This is a genomic window from Methanobrevibacter sp. (assembly GCF_017409525.1).
Lineage (GTDB): Archaea > Methanobacteriota > Methanobacteria > Methanobacteriales > Methanobacteriaceae > Methanocatella.
This window is the reverse complement of record NZ_JAFQSO010000011.1, coordinates 109,748-130,316: the sequence shown is the minus strand read 5'-3', so window position 1 is coordinate 130,316 and position 20,569 is coordinate 109,748. Positions and strand designations below refer to the sequence as shown.

Annotated in this window: 20 protein-coding genes and 1 tRNA gene; 8 read left to right on the top strand and 13 right to left on the bottom strand. The window is 36.0% G+C overall.

Annotated features, from left to right (window positions below):
- Window positions 1-524: 524 nt before the first annotated feature.
- On the top strand, window positions 525-761 hold the full coding sequence (locus IJE64_RS05675) for an AbrB/MazE/SpoVT family DNA-binding domain-containing protein (protein ID WP_292783262.1): 237 nt from the start codon (window positions 525-527) through the stop codon (window positions 759-761).
- Between the two features lie 4 nt (window positions 762-765).
- Complete coding sequence (locus tag IJE64_RS05670) at window positions 766-1,152, top strand: type II toxin-antitoxin system VapC family toxin (RefSeq protein ID WP_292783259.1); 387 nt, start codon at window positions 766-768, stop codon at window positions 1,150-1,152.
- Between the two features lie 163 nt (window positions 1,153-1,315).
- Here IJE64_RS05670 and IJE64_RS05665 read toward each other — a convergent pair whose 3' ends face one another.
- The 4 genes from IJE64_RS05665 to IJE64_RS05650 all read right to left on the bottom strand — a co-directional run bounded on the left by IJE64_RS05665 (window position 1,316) and on the right by IJE64_RS05650 (window position 7,648).
- Complete coding sequence (locus tag IJE64_RS05665) at window positions 1,316-1,465, bottom strand: hypothetical protein (protein WP_292783257.1); 150 nt, start codon at window positions 1,463-1,465, stop codon at window positions 1,316-1,318.
- Window positions 1,466-1,617: 152 nt separating this feature from the next.
- Window positions 1,618-2,790 carry a hypothetical protein gene (locus tag IJE64_RS05660; protein ID WP_292783255.1) on the bottom strand — a complete coding sequence of 391 codons (1,173 nt, stop codon included), beginning with the start codon at window positions 2,788-2,790 and terminating at the stop codon, window positions 1,618-1,620.
- A gap of 232 nt (window positions 2,791-3,022) precedes the next feature.
- Entirely contained in the window at window positions 3,023-4,123 is a 1,101-nt protein-coding gene (locus tag IJE64_RS05655; protein WP_292783251.1) for a hypothetical protein, read from the bottom strand.
- A gap of 345 nt (window positions 4,124-4,468) precedes the next feature.
- Window positions 4,469-7,648, bottom strand: a complete 3,180-nt coding sequence (locus IJE64_RS05650) for a C1 family peptidase (RefSeq protein ID WP_292783248.1) — start codon at window positions 7,646-7,648, stop codon at window positions 4,469-4,471.
- Between the two features lie 381 nt (window positions 7,649-8,029).
- Between IJE64_RS05650 and IJE64_RS05645 the strand changes: the two genes are divergently transcribed.
- Window positions 8,030-8,170, top strand: a complete 141-nt coding sequence (locus IJE64_RS05645; RefSeq protein WP_292783246.1) for a hypothetical protein — start codon at window positions 8,030-8,032, stop codon at window positions 8,168-8,170.
- Here the strand turns inward: IJE64_RS05645 and IJE64_RS05640 are convergent.
- The 3 genes from IJE64_RS05640 to gdhA form a co-directional block, all read right to left on the bottom strand.
- Window positions 8,167-8,763: an N-acetyltransferase gene (locus IJE64_RS05640; protein WP_292783243.1), complete on the bottom strand. Its 597-nt coding sequence runs from the start codon at window positions 8,761-8,763 to the stop codon at window positions 8,167-8,169. The genes IJE64_RS05645 and IJE64_RS05640 overlap by 4 nt on opposite strands.
- A gap of 388 nt (window positions 8,764-9,151) precedes the next feature.
- Window positions 9,152-9,388 (bottom strand): hypothetical protein, encoded by a 237-nt coding sequence (locus tag IJE64_RS05635; RefSeq protein WP_292783241.1) that lies wholly within the window; start codon window positions 9,386-9,388, stop codon window positions 9,152-9,154.
- A 332-nt stretch (window positions 9,389-9,720) separates the two neighbouring features.
- Entirely contained in the window at window positions 9,721-11,055 is a 1,335-nt protein-coding gene (gdhA, locus tag IJE64_RS05630; protein ID WP_292783239.1) for an NADP-specific glutamate dehydrogenase, read from the bottom strand.
- A gap of 489 nt (window positions 11,056-11,544) precedes the next feature.
- On the opposite strand from gdhA, the gene IJE64_RS05625 reads away from it, so the two are divergent.
- Entirely contained in the window at window positions 11,545-11,796 is a 252-nt protein-coding gene (locus tag IJE64_RS05625; RefSeq protein ID WP_292783236.1) for a hypothetical protein, read from the top strand.
- Here the strand turns inward: IJE64_RS05625 and prf1 are convergent.
- Both prf1 and IJE64_RS05615 read right to left on the bottom strand, forming a co-directional pair.
- Window positions 11,793-13,037 carry a peptide chain release factor aRF-1 gene (gene prf1, locus IJE64_RS05620; protein ID WP_292783234.1) on the bottom strand — a complete coding sequence of 415 codons (1,245 nt, stop codon included), beginning with the start codon at window positions 13,035-13,037 and terminating at the stop codon, window positions 11,793-11,795. The two genes, IJE64_RS05625 and prf1, sit on opposite strands and share 4 nt — an antisense overlap.
- 79 nt (window positions 13,038-13,116) lie before the next feature.
- Entirely contained in the window at window positions 13,117-14,088 is a 972-nt protein-coding gene (locus IJE64_RS05615; RefSeq protein WP_292783232.1) for a hypothetical protein, read from the bottom strand.
- Window positions 14,089-14,154: 66 nt separating this feature from the next.
- On the opposite strand from IJE64_RS05615, the gene IJE64_RS05610 reads away from it, so the two are divergent.
- Window positions 14,155-14,667, top strand: a complete 513-nt coding sequence (locus IJE64_RS05610; protein WP_292783230.1) for a zinc ribbon domain-containing protein — start codon at window positions 14,155-14,157, stop codon at window positions 14,665-14,667.
- On the opposite strand, the gene rimI is transcribed toward IJE64_RS05610, so the two are convergent.
- Complete coding sequence (gene rimI / locus IJE64_RS05605; protein WP_342764998.1) at window positions 14,632-15,087, bottom strand: ribosomal protein S18-alanine N-acetyltransferase; 456 nt, start codon at window positions 15,085-15,087, stop codon at window positions 14,632-14,634. The genes IJE64_RS05610 and rimI overlap by 36 nt on opposite strands.
- A gap of 70 nt (window positions 15,088-15,157) precedes the next feature.
- On the opposite strand from rimI, the gene IJE64_RS05600 reads away from it, so the two are divergent.
- Genes IJE64_RS05600 through cobK form a run of 3 tightly spaced genes read left to right on the top strand, consistent with a single transcriptional unit; the run spans window position 15,158 to window position 18,778 of the window.
- Window positions 15,158-15,547 carry a UPF0146 family protein gene (locus tag IJE64_RS05600; RefSeq protein WP_292783225.1) on the top strand — a complete coding sequence of 130 codons (390 nt, stop codon included), beginning with the start codon at window positions 15,158-15,160 and terminating at the stop codon, window positions 15,545-15,547.
- Window positions 15,548-15,551: 4 nt separating this feature from the next.
- A complete protein-coding gene (locus IJE64_RS05595; protein WP_292783222.1) occupies window positions 15,552-17,981 on the top strand; it encodes a calcium-translocating P-type ATPase, PMCA-type in 2,430 nt (809 codons plus the stop codon).
- Window positions 17,978-18,778 carry a precorrin-6A reductase gene (gene cobK, locus IJE64_RS05590; RefSeq protein ID WP_292783220.1) on the top strand — a complete coding sequence of 267 codons (801 nt, stop codon included), beginning with the start codon at window positions 17,978-17,980 and terminating at the stop codon, window positions 18,776-18,778. The genes IJE64_RS05595 and cobK overlap by 4 nt, the downstream gene beginning before the upstream one ends.
- 2 nt (window positions 18,779-18,780) lie before the next feature.
- Here the strand turns inward: cobK and IJE64_RS05585 are convergent.
- The 3 genes from IJE64_RS05585 to tuf form a co-directional block, all read right to left on the bottom strand.
- Window positions 18,781-18,864: transfer RNA gene (locus IJE64_RS05585), tRNA-Ser, on the bottom strand.
- A gap of 34 nt (window positions 18,865-18,898) precedes the next feature.
- Window positions 18,899-19,207: a 30S ribosomal protein S10 gene (rpsJ, locus tag IJE64_RS05580; protein ID WP_042691424.1), complete on the bottom strand. Its 309-nt coding sequence runs from the start codon at window positions 19,205-19,207 to the stop codon at window positions 18,899-18,901.
- 68 nt (window positions 19,208-19,275) lie between these two features.
- The gene (tuf, locus tag IJE64_RS05575) at window positions 19,276-20,517 is read right to left on the bottom strand and encodes a translation elongation factor EF-1 subunit alpha (protein ID WP_292783217.1); all 1,242 of its coding nucleotides are present in this window, start codon (window positions 20,515-20,517) and stop codon (window positions 19,276-19,278) included.
- Window positions 20,518-20,569 lie beyond the last annotated feature (52 nt).

Below are 20,569 nucleotides of genomic sequence, written 5' to 3'. Positions count from 1 at the left end.
TTATCTCCTTTATCGTTTTTATCCGCCTTAGATGGATAAATCCTAATCTTCAAATTCTTATTAACAAATCTCATCAACAACAATCCCCCTTAATAAAATTTAGAGACATAATACTACCCTAATACTAAATATGACTTAGCAAGTATTTAAATAACACCAAAGAGCATGTGAAAAGTAATCTGATTACGAATTAAAAGCAATATTCTACTCCAAAAGCAATAATTCCTTCATAAAAAAAAGAACATGAAATTTTATAAAAAAAACATATATTATACCGAATTAATAAAAATAGATAAAAAAAGCACCTAACGAATTATTTATGAGAAAACTCCCATGACATACTCTTAAAAAATAATTGTACACCCAATTGTGCAATTCATCCACGACTTTAAAGAAGTCGTGGTATTCTTGCATTCTTTAAGATAAAAAATTTGAAGAATTACTTTGCAAATTATAAAATATAAAGTATAATTATAAATACTTTATAAATCATAATATACATTATATTATTGGAAGTGATTTATATGTATGCAATAACAAAAGTAAGTTCTTCAAATCAAGTCGTAGTTCCTGCAGATTTTAGAAAACATTATGACATTGTTGCAGGGGACGAAATTTCATGGACAAACACAGAAGAAGGGATACTATTGAAAATCGAAAAGAAAGTTACAGAAGAAGACATAATAGGATTAATAAAAACAGAATTACCATATAACAGCGTTGAGATCAAAAAAAGAGGTTCAAAAGGATTGAAATGGTGATAACTTGATATTTGTAGATGCATCTTACATAATTGCATTAATAGTCGAAAAAGACCAGTGGCACAACGATGCAGTCAGACTTCTTGAAAAACTAAAATCTGAAGACAAAATAATCACCGAACCGATGATTATTGAATCATTGAATCTCATTGGAAGCTGTCACGGCGGAAAAGTAGGAGTAATGGCATTTAAATATATTAAAGATAACTTCACCATATTTAAATCAGATACATTACTTGAAGAATCACTTAGATATTACCTCAAATTTGACGGAACACTGTCCCTGGCCGACTGCACTGCAATCCACACCATGAAAGAAAACGGCATACATGAGATATTGTCATTTGATGATGATTTCGATAAGGTTGATGGCATACTAAGAGTCTGTTAAAAAAAAGAAATTGAGGAACCTGTACGGACTCTAGTGTGAACTGACAGCAATTTTGAGAATCTTTAGAATGAAAAAAATAATATATACTCATCCCATCATTATAACTATGGAAAATAATTAAAAAAAGTAGATGAAAAAGGTCATCTGACTTTAACGATTGATTTTATTGTGTCTTTAAGGCAAGCCACATTGAGTGTGTAGGTCCTATTCCATCCAATTGAACAAATTCACCGCCAAAAGCAGAATCACTATTTCCAAACAGAATGCCAAGTATTACAACATTTTTATAGGCATTCACATTAATTGCATGCATTCTTTAAAGAAGAAGTGTTGTAAAAATTCCTAAAAAAACATTGTTTTATTTCTCAAATCTCACCATATGCATTAAAGGAGGTTCAACACCCCCTAATAATGCAAATAACATGATTTCTAAAACTTCGTAGTTTAACACTTCCTTTTAAATTCTTATATTAACAATAAAATACAAAGCAATATGGAAACCAATAAACCTAAAACATCCAAATCATCATCAGATGAGAAATTTATTGTATCATAATCCTTATCACCAGTAACATTACCTTCTTTTTCATCATCTAAGAGATTTTGACCTTGATTAATGCTTTTTAAAACAGATCCATGATTTTCTGATAATACGTCAGGGGCTTCAAAACTTGCTGAAGCTCCAAGACAGGCAGTCATGAAAGATTGTAAATCTTTTAGACCGGACTCTTCTTGGGAATCCTCATTCCAATCATCAGAATCATTACCCCATGTGTCTTCACAATCCTCTTCACTACCTAAATCAGCATAGGACATGTTTCCAATTGAAGAGGTGGTTTTATATATGGCTGTTTCATTACGATAGTATGAAATTAATTTGTAGAATTTTATGGATGAATTTGTATAATTTCCATCCCAATCATCGTCCCAATAATCATCATCTAGGTCTTCATCATCATCCCAATAATCATCATCCCAATAATCATCATCGTCCCAATAATCATCATCTAGGTCTTCATCATCATCCCAATAATCATCATCATCCCAATAATCATCATCTAGGTCTTCATCATCATCCCAGCAATCATCATCATCCCAATAATCATCATCTAGGTCTTCATCATCATCCCAGCAATCATCATCGTCCCAATAATCATCATCTAGGTCTTCATCATCATCCCAGCAATCATCATCGTCCCAATAATCATCATCTAGGTCTTCATCATCATCCCAATAATCATCATCGTCCCAATAATCATCATCTAGGTCTTCATCATCATCCCAATAATCATCATCTAGGTCTTCATCATCATCCCAATAATCATCATCGTCCCAATAATCATCATCTAGGTCTTCATCATCATCCCAGCAATCATCATCGTCCCAATAATCATCATCTAGGTCTTCATCGCCATCCCAATCATCATCATCCTCATCTAAATCAGAATCATCATCCCAATCATCAGAATCATCATCTAACCCATCATCATCCAATCCAAAATCAAAATGATTAATACCTATTATATCATTTACTGTGTTGTTTCCATCTTCGATTATATTTTCATGTGCACTTGCTGCTGAAATTGACAGCATCAATATAAGCAATGAAAATATAATTATTTTAGTTTTAGATTTCATTTATTAAACCTCGATTTTAATTTTTATTCCTAATTCTCTTTAAAAACTAGAAATAATGTTTTTAGCTTTAAATTATTTTCAATATTAAAATGCCATTTTTTTAGTGCATTTATTTTTTAAAAAATAATAAGATCCGAGCTAAAAAAATTATTCCCAATATTTAAAATAAGAAAAAATATTTTTCATTAATTTAAATATTTTATAAAAATAGCGGGAAAATCCCTAAGTTTTTTTAAGGGATTTTGATTTCAATTACTCCAAATAATACAAAAATAGAAGTATTTTCTACAATAAATGGAGAATTGACATTATATTTTTTAAAGAGAACATAATCGTGGTTATCTTCTTCAGCATAGGTAATGGTATCAAATTCACTAACTTTTGGAAGATTTTCATAACTATACTGTTTAGTGAAGCTGGTGTTGGTACATTCACATCCAATCATATGATAAAAAGTAGGTTGAATATTTTCCGATATATTGCTCGATAAACAATTAATCTGTTGGCTAAATTTAAAACTCTGCATTGCTACAGTCTTATCAGAATCGTCTTGTGAATCACGCCAACAACCCACATCATCAGATAATTGCATATCCGATTCCATCTCAAATGAATTAATACAATCGTCAGGCATTGTATTTAAATCAAATGTTTGATTCATTAATGTCATATCGTCCTGAATAATCAGCATATCCGAAATATTACTATCAGATTCCATGAATAATTCCATTTCATCATTAAAAACATCTCCAATATTATTTTCTTCAATTAAGTTTCTTAATGAATCAAATATTAAATAATCAAAATATTGTCTGTAACTGGAGTATGTTTCCTCAAAAAGATCTTCGGTGTGAATATCATTAATAATATCATTTAATGCTTCAAAATCCATAACATCTGGTGATTGAAAATTAGAAAGCATTGCATCAATACTATTTTCATTATCTCTAACATCTGCATCATCACCCTTTGAATAATATGAACATGGAGATGATTTGTGAACAGCAAAATTCTTAATTGAAGAAGTTTTAGCATAGGATGCGCCATTAAACCCATAGTCTAGATAGGCGCCGTGCTTGTCAAATGAGCCAGTGCAGGCATCCTGTTCAACATCTTCTTCTGAGCTATTATCATCATCCATAACATCATCATCTAGGATGGGATTCTCGCTAATATTATTTTCAATATAACCTTGATCAGACTCTAACTCAATGTAATCTGAAGTTGAATCAGCTCCATCATCAACGGTTATATTTTCTTCTGCACTAACGGCAGACATTAGCATGAATAGTATTATTAATGAAAAAATAATAATTTCTTTTCTAAATTTCATAATCGCAACACATTGAAAAATTTATCGATTGACATATAAATAATTTTTGTTTTACAATTTCGCCCTTTCATGCTTAAAAACAAGAAAAAATAAAGTTTAATAAGTTAAAATCATATTTTACTAAAACTAAATTAAAATAAAAAAAAAGAAGAGTTAAAAACTCTTAAAAAAAAGAAAAAAATCAAGGAAATCTATACGATTCCTTGTGTGAACCGACAGCTATTTTGAAGATTTTTAATACCTTGACAATTAAAAAGTAATACAAAACACGGTCAGAATTTCATTAAAATGATTAAAGTTCACCAAAAACTTCTATGTAAAAAAAATAAGTGTAGATGAAAAAAATCATCTAACTTTAACTGTTGTTTTTATTGCATCCTTAAGGTAAATCACTTTAACTGTGTAGGTTTTACCTTTCTTGAGCTTGTTGATAACTTTTTTGTTCAAGGTCTTTTGCGCAACACCTTTTGAATTGGTCTTGACCTTGTAGGTTTTACCGTTGAACTTGAAGGTTATCCATTTGCCTTTAACAACTTTGCCGTTGATTTTAAGGGTTGCCTTTAAGGTAAACTTCTTGGCAGTCTTTTTGACTGTGACCTTACTTGTTGTGAGGACCTGTTTTACGGTGACTGTGTTTTTAACTGATTTTCCATTATATGTGGTTGTCATTGTGTATTTTTTAGGAACATTAGTTATCTTGATTTTAGCCACACCATTGATGTCAGTTTTGACAGAGGATGTTTTTCCGTCAATTGTGAATTTTACAGTTTCGCCCTCACCGACTGCATGGCCGTCATCGGTTACGACCTTAACTGAGAAGTAGGAACCTCCGGCATAATCGACTGCAATGTCATTGTTGTTGATGATTTTGGTATCATCAGCAACTGTGTATGCTTTTACAGAGGCAACAAAATGAACACCGTGCAATTCTTCCATATAAGACACATTTTTCCACTCATTTTCAATGAAGACCTGTGAGGAGCCTTCAACATAATGTTGTCTTGAGTTTACTAAAAACGGAACGGAATTTGATTTGATTTTAACTGTGAAGACATCTCCTTTTTTAATTGGAACATATGAGTCAAATTTGATAGTATGGAAACCTGCAAATGGAGAAACACCATCCTGTACAAGTCTCAAGACATCGTTTACATAAACTTCAATGCTATATTCCACATTGGTATCGTTGAAGTAGGTTCCAACAGCCCCAATCAAATCATCATCAACAGCTACAAAATTATTGCGGTATTCTGTTGATAAATTAAAGTGGACAATTTTGCCCTGAATGTCATACTGATAGTTCTTGTTATATTTGACTGTATTTTCAAGCACATATCCGACTGAAATATCATTGGTTGCAAAGTTCAAATCATAATAGGAAATGTAGTAGTATCCTCCATCCCCATTAATTGCTCCCCAACTGTTTTTGATTATCCATGCACCGTCGCCAGGAGGAGTAATCAAGAAGTTGCTTGCTGAATAGTGATCGTCCCAACCGACCAATGAAACAACATGGTCAGCCACTTCTGTCTCATTATTGTATTGTGCGGAAGTTTTCGGATTCAAGAGTGGAGGAACCTGATCGGCAGCATAGGTAACGGATAGAGCACCATATTTCAATAGGGCTCGTTTCAACAAGTCATTATCGGTTACATTTTTGCGGGCAGGTACGAAAACAACATCCTGGAAGTGGATGCTGTTGGCCACAGCGATTATAGGTGAGATTTTACCCAACTGGTCATAGACATCATATTCTGATGAGAATACACCAAACCAACTTAATGCATAAGCAGCACCCATATCTGCAGAACCTCCTTCAGTGAAGCTTATAATCCCATAAGGGTTGTACTCCAATGAGACATCTTGCATGTTATTTTCAGAAATGTCCATTTCAATACCCAAATATCTCAATATTGCGGATTCAATTGCACCAGAAGATCCGAATGCCCAGCATGATCCTGCACGGCCTTGGTCTCTGACAGGTGTGACCCATCCCCAATCGCGCAAATCAAATTTGGAAGGAATAACTACCGTATCAATTGTATTGTTCAATATTACAAGTGCCATTCCTTCAATATCCATTATTGTAGCATAATCGGTATTGTTCAGGTCACGGGAATTTTCACCACTATATATGTTGACACCAAAACTTGATTGAGCATCATCAAATATTGTGTAGATGTCATCAAAGCTACCGTTGAAATTGGTATTGTCCTTAAATGTATTGCCATCAATATAATAACCTAGGTCAAAGCCAGATATTCCTCCACCATATTGTGCGGAATTTTTGGTTAAGTTATTGCCAGTGAAGTACAATTGAGAACTATCGCAATAGACTGCACCACCAAAACTTCCTCGAATGCCCCCATATTCCACGCGGTTTTCGGTGAATGAAGAATTTAGAATATAAACTTTAGATTGAGAGGTATATACTGCACCACCGTCGAAATCAGCGGAATTGTTTGTGAAATTACAGGAAACTACTGTAAGACCTCCACCATATTGTATTATTACTCCACCAAATCCGGAACGGCAATCAGCAAAACTGGAATTGCTGACTGTGACATATCCATTATATTCCCCTTCTCCAACAACATCAATCAACACTGCTCCCCCATTTTTTTGAGAGGAGGCATTGATGAATGTACATCCGTCAATTTTACCAATTATTACATCTTTAAGAGCAACTGCCCCCGCAGAGATTTCAGAATATAGGTTAAAGAATTTTGTATTCCTGATGAATGTTCTTTCACATCCCCTGACTGCCGCAGAGTAGTTGGAAGTGGTATTTGCAAAGATTGAATTGGCAATTGTGATATTGGAAAGACCAGTCTCAGTATAAATAAAACCCCAGTTCAACATTTTGGAGCTTGTCATGACTGCACTATCAACATACAATTCTCCTTGGATTACTTTTATAACTCCCATATTTGCAGTACAATCACGGAATGTGTCATAGTTACTGTAATATAATCCCCTATCACAAATTACGCTATCCTTTGCAGTGTTGTTTATGAAATTGACATGGTTTGTTGTTACGCTCGCATTCTTGGCGATTAAAAGAACACTACCCTGAGAAGCTTTTGCATTTATGAATGTGAGGTTATTTATTGTCACATTTTTTGAATTGATAGTGAATATTGCAGACTGACCGTTCGCATCGATTGTGAATCCATTACCTTCAATGGCAAAATTGTCCCTGTCAATTATTATGCCTGTGGTAAAGTTATCGAAAATGCTGTCAAATTTATAGTCGCAATCCATCACAAAAACACCAGTTGAATTGGCAATGTCTTTTTTCAAATCAGTGAATGAAGCTTCACCCTCCGAATAAACATCATTCTGCGTAGTTTCTAAAGTATCGCCTTCTTGTATACTTTCTAAATTATCATTTTCTTGTATAGTTTCTAGAATTATTTGACCATCATTACCTGCATCATCACTAGAAATGGCATCCGCTGCACAAACAGCCCCTGCCGACATAATTAAAACAAGCATGATAACCAGTATTTTTAAAGCCTTCATAGATATCACTAAGTAACTATATGTTAAAAACTATAATATAAATAAATTCATTTAATTTTTAGAAAGCTTAAAAAAGAATTAATATAATACATATTTTACTAAATAATATTCATTAACCAAAAAAAGATAGGAATCTATACGATTCCTTGTGCGGGAATTGGGTGATACCACCCTACTTTTAAAAAATAGATCCTAATAAAAACTTCCCATTAAACCTTAAAAATTGCTTTTAATATGTAAAATTGCTTTGAAAAAACCATACTATATAAATATTTGCATAATCTTAAAAAAAAATAATTATTTACCAAATTAATGAAAAATGTAAACTATTTAAAGGACAAAAAACAATTAAATATTAAAATATTACTGAGGTGAATGCACATGGCAAAACCTATTGGTGAAACTCCAACATTATATGGTAAAGAAGCTAGGGATTTTTTAAGGAAAATGAATGAACCTCCTAGCAGAGAAGACCGTGAATTTAGAAAAAAATGCGAATCTCAAAGAATAGTACTATTTTAACTTTTCTTGAGATCAAGATACAAGTAGAAAGTTTGTTCAGGATTTTGTTGAATAATCCTGTCTAACTTCTCTTTAATTAATTCATCATCTTTTTTTAAGTTTGAAAAGTGATTATGGACCGCATAAAAATTATAAGCACTGGCATAACCTTCAACGACGATAAACCTTAAACCTACATCATTTTCAGATAATTTCCTAATGGAGTTTATGACATTTCTTAGGATATGTGAACCTAAACCATTATTCGTATATTTTTTATCAATTGCAAATCTTCCTATTTTTATTGCAGGCAAGGGTTTCTTTTTTGGAACATTTTCAACATCTTCATTGTAATGAGGTTTTAATTTTAACCGGATATTTTCATCCCGAATGTTTTTCAAAGGGATAGTGTCAGTCAGCAATGATACAAACCCAATAATTTCTTCATCACAAATTATTACTTTAGTGATATTTATTTTATCCATCTGTTGGTTTAATGCATCATTTTTAATAAAATCATTTAAATCATCAGAGCCACATTCAAAATTACTCAAATCATGCTTTTCAGTTAATGTTTCGAATTTATAATTATCTTTAATATATTCAATATCCATGGTACTGCCTCCAGTTACTTTATTTTAAATTTCAAAAGAAAATTAATCTCAGTTTAATAATTAAAACATTTGACTAATTTCAATTGAATATAAAAGAAATTTAATATTAGTTTAGTAAAAGATAGTACATATTAACTTTTGAAGTGCGACAGCGCATAAAATCACAGATATGAAAAAACACGATGAACCCCCAGATACCACCCTACGATGAAAACAAGAAAAACTCGAGTAAAAACAATTGAAAGCAAGAAAAAATAAAGTTTAACAAGTTAAAATAATATTAAAAATTTAAAAATTCCCCAATAATCATATGACCAAATATTAAGCTAAAAAAAGAAAAAATAAACAAGGAAATCTATCTTCAAAAAGTTCATAATTCACTTCAGAATTATTTTCGGATGGCATTTAAATCAACTTTTCTGGTGCCGCTGTAGTCGCCGCTTTCAAAATGCCTAATCCTTTCATTATAGTAATCTGCGTCTTCATCACTTAATTCATCAAAATACATTCTTTCATACACGTCAATTAATCTAGCTATAATATCATTGTATGTTTCGGATTTTAAACCCAAATGAGCTAGTTTGGTATGAATTTCCTCAGTTACACGAATTGTTTTCATTGCCATGGCGAATCCTCCAGTACATTGAAGTTAATTATATACATTAATTATATCAAATATATTATTTATAATTATTGTAATTAAATATATTTAATATCATTCTTGGAAATGAAAAACTTAAGAGAAATTCTAACTATAGAATCTATTTTATAAAAATAATGAAATTTTTGGAAGTGTTATTTTGCACAAAAACATACTAAAAAATAACCTAATAAAAATACCCTAAAATAAATAAATCCAATTAATTTACATTAATTTTAAATAAATATGCTAAAAAATAAGTTATAAGTTAAATAAAACTTAAATAACCTAAAAAAAGAAAAAATAAACAAGGAAATCTATACGATTCCTTGTGCGTTCATTGCGTCAACAACTTTCTTGAATCCTGCGATGTTTGCTCCTGCAACGTAGTTTTTACCTAAGTCGTATTCTTCAGCTGCAGCTGCAACATTTGCAAAGATATCTTCCATGATTGTTTGAAGTCTTCCGTCAACTTCTTCAAATGTCCAGGATAACCTTTGTGAGTTTTGAGACATTTCAAGTGCGGAAGTAGCTACTCCACCTGCATTGGATGCTTTACCCGGTGAGAACAATACATCATTTTCCTGGAGGTATTCAGTAGCTTCGATGGTGGTCGGCATGTTTGCACCTTCACCAACAGCTAAAACACCGTTTTCAACCAAGATTTTAGCGTCTTCCAATTGCAATTCGTTTTGGGTAGCGCATGGAAGAGCGATGTCACATTTGATTGTCCATACGCCTTTGCCTTCGTGGTATTCTGCGCTTTCTCTCGCTTCAGCATATGCAGTCAATCTTTCTCTTCTTACTTCTTTGATTTCTTTTAATAACTCAACATCGATTCCTTCAGGGTCGTAAATCCAACCGGTTGAATCTGAACAGGTTACAGGTTTACCGCCTAATTGCTGAGCTTTTTCGATTGCGTAAATTGCTACGTTACCTGCACCGGACACTACAATGGTTTTTCCTGCAATGTCAATGTCGTTTGCTTTTAGCATAGCGTTTACAAAGTATAATAATCCGTATCCGGTAGCTTCAGTTCTAGCTAATGAACCTCCGAAGGATAATCCTTTACCGGTTAATACTCCTTCGTATAATCCTCTGATTCTTTTGTATTGGCCGAATAAGAATCCGATTTCACGACCACCTACTCCAATATCTCCAGCAGGAACATCAGTATCTGCACCAATGTATTTGCATAATTCAGTCATGAAGGATTGGCAGAATGCCATGATTTCTCTGTCTGATTTTCCTTTAGGATCAAAGTCAGATCCACCTTTTCCTCCACCGATTGGAAGGCCAGTCAAGGAGTTTTTGAAAATTTGTTCGAAACCTAAAAATTTGATAATACCTAAGTTTACAGATGGGTGAAAACGTAATCCGCCTTTGTAAGGTCCGATTGCACTGTTGAACTGTACTCTGTATCCGGTGTTGACTTGCACTTGGCCGTTGTCGTCAATCCATGGGACACGGAATTTCAATTGCCTTTCCGGATTAGCCAATCTTTCAAGAAGTGCGTTTTTTCTGTATTCTTCTTCGTTTTCTTCAATTACAACCCTTAAGGATTCCATTACTTCGCGTACAGCTTGGTGGAATTCCGGTTCAGCAGGGTTTTGTTCTATAATAGTTTCAATTACTTCGTCTACGTATGACAAAAATATTCCTCCAAATAAAATTTAGAATCATATCATTAAATCTTCATCTGCTGGCATATGGCCAAATTTAACAATATAATAATGTATTTGAATTTTCTTATATTTAATATTTTTCAATTTTTAATAAAATATCCGAATATTATTCAAAGAAACCAAGAATTAGCTTAAACAATTTATAAACAATTCAAAAGAATGGCTTAAATTAGATATTCCTTTTTGGATATTAATCCAAACTGTCTAGTTAAAATAATTAATTGGTGGACAAAGTCGGAAAATGATTGCCAACGAAACGCCGCTAAAAAATTTTCAAAATTAGCGGAATATGAAAGCCAATGTAAAACAATCATTACAATAAGAACAAATAAATTAAACAAAATTATATCAAAATTAGAAAAGCACATCACTTTATAAGGCATAATCAACATATTAAGATACAATATACAGCAAAAATTATTTTTTGATATACAAAATAATAAAACCGGTGAATAGATGGCTGAGAAAATAAAAAGATCCCAATACAACAAGCTGAAGGAAAACTACCTGTCCAAAAAAAGAACCCCACACTCATTATACATCGAACTGAATGAGGAGTGTGAAATTTCTCAATACCTGTTTTACAAATTAATAAACAGGATACGCCTGGAGGAAGGCCTGAACGAATTTTACATTCCGAAAAAGAAAAAAAGAGTGAAAAATATTATAACCAATTTGGACAAGTCTCCAAACAGCTATAAAAACTAGTATTCAACGTGATATCTCAATATTGCGGCTATTCCACCGAATGCCCTGAAAAGCTGCATTCCCTCATCGGTTTCGGTAGATATGAACTCGACATTAGTGCTCATTTCTTCAGCCTTTTCAACAAAGTAATCGGCCAAGTCAGCGGATTCCTCTTCTTTTAAAAGCTCATTGCAATTTGGACATCTTTCCTCAATCTTGTCCGCTTCGGATTGTGATTTTACAGTGAATTCCTTCTCAACGCCACAGGTAGGGCAGACAAACTTCTTTCGAAGCGCTGTCAAATCCTCAGACAGAAGCAATGTGTCAACCGCACCTATTGTCAAGTTGTTTCTGACTTCATCCTCACCATAGGAAGCCAATCCCTTGTCATTGGTCAATTCCCTTAAGAACCTTTGGACAAGCTCCTTTTCATGAATTACATCTAAATCACTTAAGACAGGGGCGGATTTCTCAATCACTTCACGAATACCGAAGTCCCCAGTATATGAAGTGTCCTCAATAGCCAATATCTTTTGCTTAAGCTCATAGTTAAGATAGTCCCCATCTGCAAAGTCGTTCTTTGTAAATCCAGGTCCCCCTATGATGATTCCTTTAAGGTCATCCTTGAGAGGCAGGAAATCGTCGTTCATGTGGTCACCTATACGCTTCAAGAACTCGTGAGCTGCCTGTTCGATAACCCTGTCGAACCTTCTTTGGGATTGTCCTCCAGCCTTGTGCTTTCCAGGAACCCCACTGGTAATGTGAGTCAGGATATTGATTTTCTTACCTTTCATTGATGCGATGGTGGCTTCCCTTCTGTCGATTACGGCAACCCCATAGGTGTCCCTTTCCTCAATCATGTATTCAAGAGGCTCGAGGAAGAATTCGTTGTTACATTTATACCAGTAGGTTGTGACCGGTTCAGGCGGCTCTATAACATAGGTCTCCATCTTTTCTGTACCGGGACCTCCTTTCGGAATCATTCCCACGAACAGCACCAGACCATGTTCAGGAGGCTGCTTATATAAACGAATCCTTTGCAGGATTACTTCAATAGCGGACTGTACATTTTTTCTTGTTTGTTTACTCTTGATGTTAGCGCTCTGACCAAGCTCGTCCCTCATGTGCTTACCAACATCACTCAATTGCTTATCAGGTGGAATATAAACGGAAACAAGCTCTGTACCTCTACCTTTCTTTTGCGCCAATTCTTTTAATGCTTTTTTAAATTCATATAATTCTTTTGATGATACTTCAGCCATGTTATCCCTATAAAAATTAAATTAATATAATAGTAATAAGTATCTTTTTTTAAATATAAATAATTAATGAAAAAAATAGCTATTTGGATAAAATCCTATCTCCGAATTTATTAAATAACTCAATATCCTCGCCGGAAATGGTATTCATTTCAAGCAAATCCATCCCAGTCATTTCAATTACCCTCCTTGCCAAATGGACATAAGTGTCTGGATATTCATTATATCCGAATATGTGCCAGATGACATCTCCTTCAAGGACCATTTCCAGATACCAGTCATATCCTTCCAGATCGTCAGGGTCACGAGCCTGAGACTTGTTGTGATAATCTTTTAAAATCCAGGAGAAAACATGATAATCCTCCAAAAGGTTCAATATGGACTTCTCATCCTCCGAGGTCAAGTCCTTTTGAATGTATCCGTCAATTCTCTTATCTTCAAAATTGATGATTAATCTGGGATTGGGCAGTTCATACGGGTAAGTGCGGTAATGCCCGAACTCAATTGTCTTGACAGTTAATTTCTTGCCATCAGAATAAACCCCATCGGAGCGAATGTCATGAAAAAGAGGGGTCGCCAGCTGCTTTTGATAATCCAAATGCAGAACATCAAAACCGAACAAATCCTTTAAGATTTCGCCGAAACTCACCCAATTTTTTGGAAATTTGTTCTTGAAGCTATATTCTGCATATCCGTCGCTCGAATAGATTATGACAATGCAGGAGTAAATCAGCTCCAGCTTTTCAAAATATCGGAACTCTTCACCCTCAAAACCTTTGAACAAATCCAGTCCCTCAAAGTCATCTAGAAATCGGTTAACATCCTCATCTGTCAGATAATGGATTTTGCTGGTCATCTTGGAGCGCAGGTCAACCAGAATGTCAATCCATGAATCATCACACAGCATGCTTTCATCCAAAACCTTGTCCCCACTGCCCCTTTCCGAAATCTTATAATAAGCATTTTTATTTGCCAGGTCAATGGTGAAACATTCATAGTGCCTGTTGAGGCGTTTGAAATTGAAGCGTTGCGTGATTTCTATTTTTTCAATCATGGATACCAACCATATATAACAATTAATTAAAAAACTTTATAAACCTATTACTTATTAATTATAAGTATGGTATTTAGAAGATGTCCGCAATGCGGTTCGACAAGTGATGACGTTTATGGGTTCTGCATCAAATGCGGATATGAATTTCCAAAAATAGAAACCAGTGCACAGACATGCCCATTATGCGGATATGAAAATCCTGATGAGGCTGATTTCTGCGTGAAGTGCGGCACACCATTGCTTTTTAAAAACCAGTTCCAAAACAATACCGTCATAAACCCCGTTGTGATTAGAAAAGAAACCATAGGCCAGCAGAATTTTCCTAGAACAAGCCGACTGCTGATTGTTTTAGGCTACATTTTCTCCTTTTTGGGAGGCATTATCGGCTTGATAATAGCCATTTACCTATCAACCAGAAAAGATCCCGTCGCCAAAAAGCATGGCCGCATCCAGCTTGCAATATTCGTCATTTACATCCTGATATTTGCAACATTATATTTAACAGGGAACTTCCCACCTGAAATGATCAACGAATATCGACAGTTACTTTCTGGAAATCTTACCTCCCTCCAGCTTTAGATACATCACTATGGCTCCGTCACCGTTCTCGTAATATCCTGGGACCACGCGATCCTGTTTAAAACTGAACTGCTCGTAGAATTCGACGGCTCCCCTGTTGTTCTCATTGACTTCCAGATAGATTGTATCAAGATGGAGAAGCGACAGAATTGAAATGGCCTTCACCAGAAGTTGGGTTCCATACCCCCGTCTCCTGTAATTCTTGTCGACAGCTATAGATATTATATGGCCCTGATTCTCATACTTGATCCAGAAGAGAACATAGCCTACCACATAGCCGTCCTTTTCGGCCACCAAAAATCCCACACCCATGTCATGCAATTGCTGAAACATGTTTATGCCATATGACTGGTTGAATGACATGCTTTCAATTTCAAAGACTCTTTTTAAATCTGTGGGTTGGAATTTTCTTACAATCATGCTAAGATAACATATTAAAAGCAATGTATTTAATAGTTTGTATGAATTAATATAAAATGAGGACAAGAAAATGTGGCAAGATTTCAGGGATTATATAATCAGCGAATCCGAAAACAAAAACGTCAAGATAGCCGAGATAGGTGTTGGAAAATTTGACAGGATAGCCAATGAGCTATCACAAAAGGAAAACATCACATTGATAAAAACCGATATCGCACCGGCAGATGACAGCATAATAAGGGACGACATCAGAAATCCCAATCTTGACCTTTACAGCGACGCTGACATAATCTATTCCATCAGGCCGCCAAGCGAGCTTCAGCCATATCTGGTGAAGCTTGCCCTGAAAGTCGACTCGCAGCTCATAATCAAGCCTCTGACGAACGAAGATTTAAATACCGGCAAGGTTAAAATGAAATTAAAAAATTTCAGAAAAGCAAGCTTCTACTGCTTGAGGTGATGTTATGGTCGACATATTATCCAAATACAAAACATCAGCAAATGGATTGAGCACAAAAGAAGCGCTTGAAAGACAGAAAAAATTCGGATTGAACGAGCTTGAAGAAAAAAAGCCAACACCGGCATACGTTTTGTTTCTCTCACAGTTCATTGACGTTCTGATAGCTCTTTTGATTATAGCAGCCATCGCATCATTCGCCATCGGAGACATAATTGACGCAAGCGTGATTCTTCTGGCAGTCATGCTGAATACAATCATAGGATTCATACAGGAATACCGGTCCCAAAAGGCTGTCGAATCGCTTAAAAGCCTGATGGTTAAAAAGGCCGTTGTCAAAAGGGATGGCAAGACTTTCCAAATCAATGCATGCGAGCTGACGGTTGGAGACATCATAGTTCTGGAGGAAGGGAATAAGGTTCCCGCAGATGCGATACTGCTTGAAGCCAAAAACCTGAGCTGTGACGAATCATATCTCACAGGGGAATCCGAAGCGATTCCAAAACAAAAAGATGATGAGATCTACATGGACTCAAATATAGTTTCCGGAAACGCCACAGGAGTCGTGAGCGCAATCGGAATGGATACTCAAATGGGTCAAATCGCAGACATCGTCCAAAGCGAGGATGAAGACACCCCGCTAAAGCAAAAGGTAGGAAGGCTTGGGAAAATCCTCTCTGCAATTGCAATAGTTGTCTGTATAGCCATTTTCATCATGGAATTCATGAAGGGAATTCCTCTTGTCGAGACATTCATGACAGCAGTATCGCTGGCCGTTGCCGCAATTCCAGAAGGTCTTCCTGCAGTCCTGACCTTGACACTGGCACTTGGAATGAGCGAAATGGCAAAATCCGATGCCATCGTCAAAAGATTGCTTTCTGTTGAAACGCTCGGGTCATGCACTGTAATCTGCAGCGACAAAACAGGCACACTGACCGAAAATAAAATGACTGTAGTGGAAAGCTTTCTTACAAACAAAGACAAAAGCGAAGTCATTGGAAGTTTATGCAATAATGCAGTCCTTAACGGAGATGAAGTGATAGGAAATCAAACCGATGGAGCCATTCTAAAATTTTTCAAGGATTGCAAAAAAAGCTATGAAAGAATTGATGAAATCCCACTTGACAGCAATCGCAAAATGATGACCACTATACATAGACTGGACGGTGAAAAAAATATTGTCTTGTCAAAAGGTGCGCCAGAAATCATTTTAGGTAAATGCAAATGGGTAGATGATGATGGAACTATTGAAATAATTACTCCTGAAATTAAGGAAATGCTCACTGAAAAGATTACTGAAATGACAACACAGGCATTGAGAGTAATCGGCCTTGCATACAAAATCGGTGACAGTGAAAATCCGGAAGAGGAACTGACATTCACCGGCCTCGTCGGCCTGATAGACCCTGCAAAAAAAGATGCTAAAAAGGCCATAGATGACTGCAAAAACGCAGGAATCGAAGTGGTGATGATTACAGGAGACCATGAAAGAACCGCATGCGCAATAGCACGAAATCTAGGCATCCTGACTGACGGATGCACAATGACAGGAGACCGGCTGGACAGCTTAAGCGATGAGGAATACTTAAAGGTTGTGAGTGACGTCCAAGTATACGCAAGAGTGAAGCCAATCCAAAAAATGAGGATAGTCGAAGCATTGAAACAACTTGGAAATGTCGTTGCAATGACAGGAGACGGAGTCAATGATGCTCCAGCACTCAAAAAGGCATCCATCGGAATAGCCATGGGTGACGGAACTGACGTTGCAAAAGAAGCATCCGACATGATTCTTAAAAACAATGACTTCTCGACAATAGTGAAGGCAATAAGGGAAGGGCGAAAGATCTATGACAACATCAAGAGATTCGTCAAGTTCCAGGTATCGACAAATGTAGGGGCAATCCTGACAATTATCGGAACAAGCCTATTGTCACTTCCACTTCCGTTCAACCCCGTGCAATTGCTATGGCTCAATATTGTGATGGACGGACCTCCTGCACAGACATTAGGCATGGAAGGGGGCGAAAGAAACATAATGCAGCGCCCTCCTGAAACCGGAGACATCCTGACAAAAAATGCCCTCATGGAAATATTCATCCTGGGGCTCGTGATGGCAATCGGGACAATACTGGCATTCAGCTATGAGATATATATGGGAAGCACAACTAGAAGAGCTATGACAATAGCGTTCACGTTATTCGTGATGTACCAGCTGTTCAATGCCTACAACGGAAAATCCAATTCCGACAAATCAAGCAAATACCTGTATATGGGAATTATATTGTCATTCATCCTGCAGGTGCTGATAATATACATTCCACAGCTTCAGATAATCTTCAGGACAACTGCAATAGGATTGCTTGACTGGATAGCGATTACGCTGATTGCCTCAACAATAGTAATAGCTAACAAAATAATGAATAAAGTGATAAAATGAAAATATTCCTACTGGGCGGCACCAAAGATTCGATAAATATCATAGAACACATTAAACAGAATTATGATGCATTCATCCTAACCACAACCACTACGGAATACGGTGCAAAATTGGCGATTGAAGGCGGAAGCGACGATACAATCGCAAGGCCTCTTCTCAAAGATGAGATAATTGAAATAATAAATGATGGTGATTTTGACATGTTGATTGATGCGACCCATCCGTTTGCAGCCCACATAACACAGACTTCAGCAAGCATTGCCAGTGAGCTTGAAATTCCATATGTCCGCTTTGAAAGACCCACCACCAACCTTGATAACATAGACACGTCCCGCATTCATTATGCAGATTCATTTGACGAAGCGGGAAAACTGATAGCCGATGAATTTGATGAAGGAAATGTCCTGCATTTTGCAGGAGCCAACACCATGGAGGATGTCATGAAACATGTCCCTGCCAAAAGGTTCTATCCAAGAATTTTAAAAGTGGAGAAATCACTTGAAAAATGCGAGAAACTGGCCATCAATCCTGACCACATCATCCCAATGACTGGCGCCGCAACAAAACAGGAAAACATCGACTTGATAGAAAAGTATGATGCAAGCGTGATGATCACCAAAGAAAGCGGGGAAATCGGCGGAGTCATCGAAAAGATTCAGGCAGCCAATGAAAAGGACATAGCCATCATAATGATAAGACGCCCAAAAATAGAGATGTTAAATAAAGACGACATCGTGAATGATTTAAAGGAGCTAGACTCCAAAATAAAAAGTTTTTTTAAAAATAGATATAGATAACACGCCGAGACTGGGATTTGAACCCAGGCGAGGATGACCTCACAGGATTTCAAGTCCTGCGCCTTACCAGACTAGACTATCTCGGCATGTGAAAGGAATATTTAGAAGGATTCTAAATATTTATCCTTTAAGTTCAATTTCAATACTTACGTTATCAGGAACGTTAACTTTCATGACTTGTCTCATTGCACGTTCATCAGCTCCAATACCGATTAAACGTTTGTGAATTCTGAGTTCCCATTTTTCCCAAGAAGCTTTACCTTCTCCATCTGGAGATTTTCTAGTTGGGACTACCAATTTTTTAGTAGGCAATGGAATAGGACCGGACAAGTCGACACCAGTTCTTTCAGCAATCTTTTTAAGTTGATCACATACGTATGCTAATTTTTCTGGGTCTGTTCCAGTAAGCTTAATTCTTGCTTGATTCATTTATTCTCCTCCAAAAAAACAAAAAGAAAAGAAAGTAAAAGATTACTTTCTAATTATTGTTTACAAACTTATTTTGCTGGGGTAACGTTAAGACATAAACCTGCAGCAACAGTTTGACCCATATCTCTGATAGCAAATCTACCCATTTGTGGGATTTCTTTTGCGTTTTCGAGACACATTGGTTTGGTAGGTTTAATTTTAACAATAGCTGCGTTACCGGTTTTTAAGAAGTCAGGGTTTTCTTCGTCAACAGCACCAGTAGCAGGGTTTAATTTTTTGGATAATTCTAAGAAAGTACATGCTACTTGGGAAGTGTGACAGTGGAATACAGGAGTGTATCCAACGGTAATTACACCAGGGTGTTGTAAAACAACAATTTGTGCGTCGAATTCTTTAGCTACAGTAGGAGCGTTGTCAACGTGACCAGCTACGTCTCCTCTTCTGATATCGTTTTTACCTACACCTCTTACGTTGAATCCGATGTTGTCACCAGGTTCAGCTGCATCAAATTGTTCGTGGTGCATTTCGATAGATTTAACTTCTCCGGAAGCTCCAGCAGGTTCAAAGATAACGTTTTCACCTTTTTTCATTACACCAGTTTCAACTCTTCCTACAGGTACGGTTCCTACACCAGTGATGGAGTAGACGTCTTGAATAGGAATTCTTAATGGTAAACCGGTTGGTTTATCAGGTGCGCTTAAAGCGTCTAAAGCATCGATTAAAGTAGGTCCTTTGTACCAGGAGGTATTTGAGGATGCTTCAACAATGTTGTCCCCTTCAAATGCAGATAATGGGATGAAAGGTACGTCAGCAGGGTTGAATCCTACGGTTTTGATTAAGTTTGATACTTCTTCTTTTAATTCGTTGTATTTGTCTTCAGAGTAATCGATTAAATCCATTTTGTTGATAGCAACGATTAATTGGTTGATACCTAAAGTTTTTGATAAGAACACGTGTTCTTTGGTTTGAGGCATTACACCGTCGTCAGCTGCAACTACTAATACACCTGCGTCTGCTTGGGAAGCACCAGTGATCATGTTTTTAACGAAGTCTCTGTGTCCTGGGCAGTCTACTACAGTGTAGTCGTATTTTTTAGTGGAGAATTTTTGGTGAGCTAAGTCGATGGTTACTCCTCTTTCTTGTTCTTCTTTAGTAGTGTCCATAATGAATCTGAACTTGTCTTCTCCAGAAGCTAATTGTTGTTCATTGATGGTACCAGCTTTAACTAATAAGTTTCCTACTAAAGTAGATTTTCCGTGGTCAACGTGTCCGATAAATGCTAAGTTAAGATGTTCTTTTTCTTTTGCCATTATAATAACCTCTATTGTAATTATTAACAAACATATCTATAAGCTTAAATGT

What these genes read in the sequence shown, in the direction of transcription:
- IJE64_RS05675 (WP_292783262.1), top strand. Translation starts at nt 525, where the DNA reads ATGTATGCAATAACAAAAGTAAGTTCTTCAAATCAAGTCGTAGTTCCT.
- IJE64_RS05665 (WP_292783257.1), bottom strand. Translation starts at nt 1,465, where the DNA reads ATGCATGCAATTAATGTGAATGCCTATAAAAATGTTGTAATACTTGGC.
- IJE64_RS05660 (WP_292783255.1), bottom strand. Translation starts at nt 2,790, where the DNA reads ATGAAATCTAAAACTAAAATAATTATATTTTCATTGCTTATATTGATG.
- IJE64_RS05655 (WP_292783251.1), bottom strand. Translation starts at nt 4,123, where the DNA reads ATGAAATTTAGAAAAGAAATTATTATTTTTTCATTAATAATACTATTC.
- IJE64_RS05650 (WP_292783248.1), bottom strand. Translation starts at nt 7,648, where the DNA reads ATGAAGGCTTTAAAAATACTGGTTATCATGCTTGTTTTAATTATGTCG.
- IJE64_RS05645 (WP_292783246.1), top strand. Translation starts at nt 8,030, where the DNA reads ATGGCAAAACCTATTGGTGAAACTCCAACATTATATGGTAAAGAAGCT.
- IJE64_RS05640 (WP_292783243.1), bottom strand. Translation starts at nt 8,763, where the DNA reads ATGGATATTGAATATATTAAAGATAATTATAAATTCGAAACATTAACT.
- IJE64_RS05635 (WP_292783241.1), bottom strand. Translation starts at nt 9,388, where the DNA reads ATGGCAATGAAAACAATTCGTGTAACTGAGGAAATTCATACCAAACTA.
- IJE64_RS05625 (WP_292783236.1), top strand. Translation starts at nt 11,545, where the DNA reads ATGGCTGAGAAAATAAAAAGATCCCAATACAACAAGCTGAAGGAAAAC.
- prf1 (WP_292783234.1), bottom strand. Translation starts at nt 13,037, where the DNA reads ATGGCTGAAGTATCATCAAAAGAATTATATGAATTTAAAAAAGCATTA.
- IJE64_RS05615 (WP_292783232.1), bottom strand. Translation starts at nt 14,088, where the DNA reads ATGATTGAAAAAATAGAAATCACGCAACGCTTCAATTTCAAACGCCTC.
- IJE64_RS05610 (WP_292783230.1), top strand. Translation starts at nt 14,155, where the DNA reads ATGGTATTTAGAAGATGTCCGCAATGCGGTTCGACAAGTGATGACGTT.
- rimI (WP_342764998.1), bottom strand. Translation starts at nt 15,087, where the DNA reads ATGATTGTAAGAAAATTCCAACCCACAGATTTAAAAAGAGTCTTTGAA.
- IJE64_RS05600 (WP_292783225.1), top strand. Translation starts at nt 15,158, where the DNA reads ATGTGGCAAGATTTCAGGGATTATATAATCAGCGAATCCGAAAACAAA.
- IJE64_RS05595 (WP_292783222.1), top strand. Translation starts at nt 15,552, where the DNA reads ATGGTCGACATATTATCCAAATACAAAACATCAGCAAATGGATTGAGC.
- cobK (WP_292783220.1), top strand. Translation starts at nt 17,978, where the DNA reads ATGAAAATATTCCTACTGGGCGGCACCAAAGATTCGATAAATATCATA.
- rpsJ (WP_042691424.1), bottom strand. Translation starts at nt 19,207, where the DNA reads ATGAATCAAGCAAGAATTAAGCTTACTGGAACAGACCCAGAAAAATTA.
- tuf (WP_292783217.1), bottom strand. Translation starts at nt 20,517, where the DNA reads ATGGCAAAAGAAAAAGAACATCTTAACTTAGCATTTATCGGACACGTT.